Annotated in this window: 1 protein-coding gene; it reads right to left on the minus strand. The window is 42.8% G+C overall.

Features of this window, described 5'->3' with window-relative positions:
• Positions 1 to 420 precede the first annotated feature (420 nt).
• The coding region (locus tag VLN09_RS03920; RefSeq protein ID WP_325243882.1) for a catalase at positions 421 to 2,484 on the minus strand (2,064 nt) is incomplete at its 5' end.

A 2,484-nucleotide genomic window follows, 5' to 3' on the forward strand; every position in this document is an offset into this window, starting at 1 on the left:
AGTCACTTATCGGTCGCTTCAGCGTAGTTTGAATATAATCAAGCACCATTGTGACATCTGGTCGGCAGCAGCCGTCAAGTAGTAAGATTTTATCTGGATATACTGCTAAATAACTGCTTTGAATATAGCCATCTAACCTTATGATATTGCATGAACTCATGTATCTTCCTTGACTCTTTTTAGTCATCATCCTGCTATTTTTGTTAAACAATCTCTTTATTTATTAATTAAAAAGCCTAGTTTAGTATAACGCCCATCACTATAAATAAAACGGTTTTGAGTGAACGCTTGTGACCAAAACCTATTAATAGCAACACCAACCAATTTTTAGATAAGAAAAAACCCAGCACAGGGCTGAGTTTTTTCATCAAAGATTTAGATTAATTTGAGTTAAACCAAGCTAAGCCGAATTAAACTAAATTAAGCAAGGTCACGTACTTTTGGCTCACGCTCCCACAGACGCGATTTAGCATTATCAATAAAAGCATCTAAATCAGCTAATGGTGTGACAAAGCTGTCTTTTTCAATCGGCAGTTTACTTAAAATAAACTCATCGGTCGCACCGCAATAGGCAATCGCTTTACAATGCACATAAGCATCGGTGAACCAATCTAAAGTAGCACTATCTTTTGCAAGCTTCTTCGCTTGCTCTGGCATGATGATACTAACCACGGCATCAAACATCACGGACGGACCACCTGCTACGCGCTCATCAGCTTGTATAATAGTATCATCGTCCAACTTGACTTCTTTATTCGGAGCAACAATTTTGACACTTGCCCCTTCTGCTTTTGCTGCCTCTTCAAACTTCTTAATCTCGCTATGTTTTGAGCCTTCTGCAACCAGTATTCCAACCATGCGACCTTTTAATGTCTTAGGCGTACGACCAATCGTTTGTAATACCTCAGACGTCGCCATGTCCTGTATCGGTGCAGCAGCTTCTGCCGCTTCGGGTAATTGCATACCCAGCGCTGTCGCTACACGATTCGCCAAATCTTCATCGATATTAATCAGATGACCCAGCATACGTGTACGTACATGCGCCGTATCTACTTTACCCAGCTCAAAGGCATAAGCAGAAGCGATATGCGCTTGTTCGATTTTGGTTTGACTACGATAGAACATACGTGGTTGGCTATAATGATCCGCAAAGCTCTCAGCGCGTACACGACCTTTGACGCCATCATCTAGCGTCTCAGCAAAAGACGCAAAGCCTTTTTTCACGCTCTCACGTGGACGTGTTGGATCGAGACTTTGTGGCTCATAAAGCACGCGCGTTTTTGGTACTTGCATTTGCATATGACCATCTTGCTGATTATTGGCAAACGGACATTTTGGTGCATTAATAGGAATTTGGGCAAAGTTTGGTGAGCCCAAACGTGACAACTGGGTATCTAAATAGCTAAACAGACGACCTTGTAATAAGGGGTCATTACTAAAGTCGATGCCAGGCGGCAGATGCGACGGACAAAATGCTACTTGCTCTGTTTCAGCGAAAAAATTATCCGGATAACGATTGAGTACCATTTTACCGACGATTTTCACCGGTACTAATTCTTCTGGAATAAGTTTGGTTGCATCTAAATGATCAAACGGAAACTCATTCGCTTCTTCTTCAGTAAATAACTGTACGCCAAATTCCCACTCTGGATAATCGCCATTGTTAATGGATTCAAACAAATCACGGCGATGATAGTCAGGATCAGCACCTGATATTTTTACCGCTTCATCCCATGTGGTCGATTGTACGCCCAGTACTGGCTTCCAATGGAAACGTACGAAGGTGCTCTTGCCTTCTTTATTAATCAAACGATAACTATGAATACCAAAGCCTTCCATCATGCGTAGGCTACGTGGCAAACCGCGATCACTCATCAGCCAAATCAAATTATGCATGGTCTCAGGGCTTAATGATACAAAGTCCCAAAAAGTATCATGAGCCGATGCCGCTTGTGGAAAACCGCGGTCCGGCTCGGGTTTGACCGCATGCACAAGGTCTGGGAATTTCATCGCATCTTGGATAAAGAATATCGGCATATTGTTACCAACGATATCCCAATTACCCTCTTCCGTATAAATCTTTACCGCAAAGCCACGTACATCTCGCGGGGTATCTTTTGAGCCTTTACTACCTGCTACTGTAGAGAAGCGGGTAAATAATGGCGTTTGTTTTCCCGTTTCACTTAAAATATTAGCAGTCGTAAAATTTTCTAACGATTCAGTCAATTCAAAATAACCGTGTGCTGCACTGCCGCGTGCATGGACAATACGTTCTGGAATACGTTCATGGTCAAAGTGATTGATTTTTTCACGTAAGACGAAGTCTTCTAACAGCGTCGGTCCACGTGCGCCAACCTTTAGCGAGTTTTGATTGTCCGAGATAGCCACGCCTTGCTGGGTAGTCAGTACTTTGGTGTCGCTATCTGCACGTTGATGGGTTTCACTACCATTGCCACGTTCAGTATTCATGTCTTTAGCGGGGTC

It is taken from the genome of Psychrobacter sp. (assembly GCF_035469765.1).
Taxonomy (GTDB): Bacteria; Pseudomonadota; Gammaproteobacteria; order Pseudomonadales; family Moraxellaceae; genus Psychrobacter.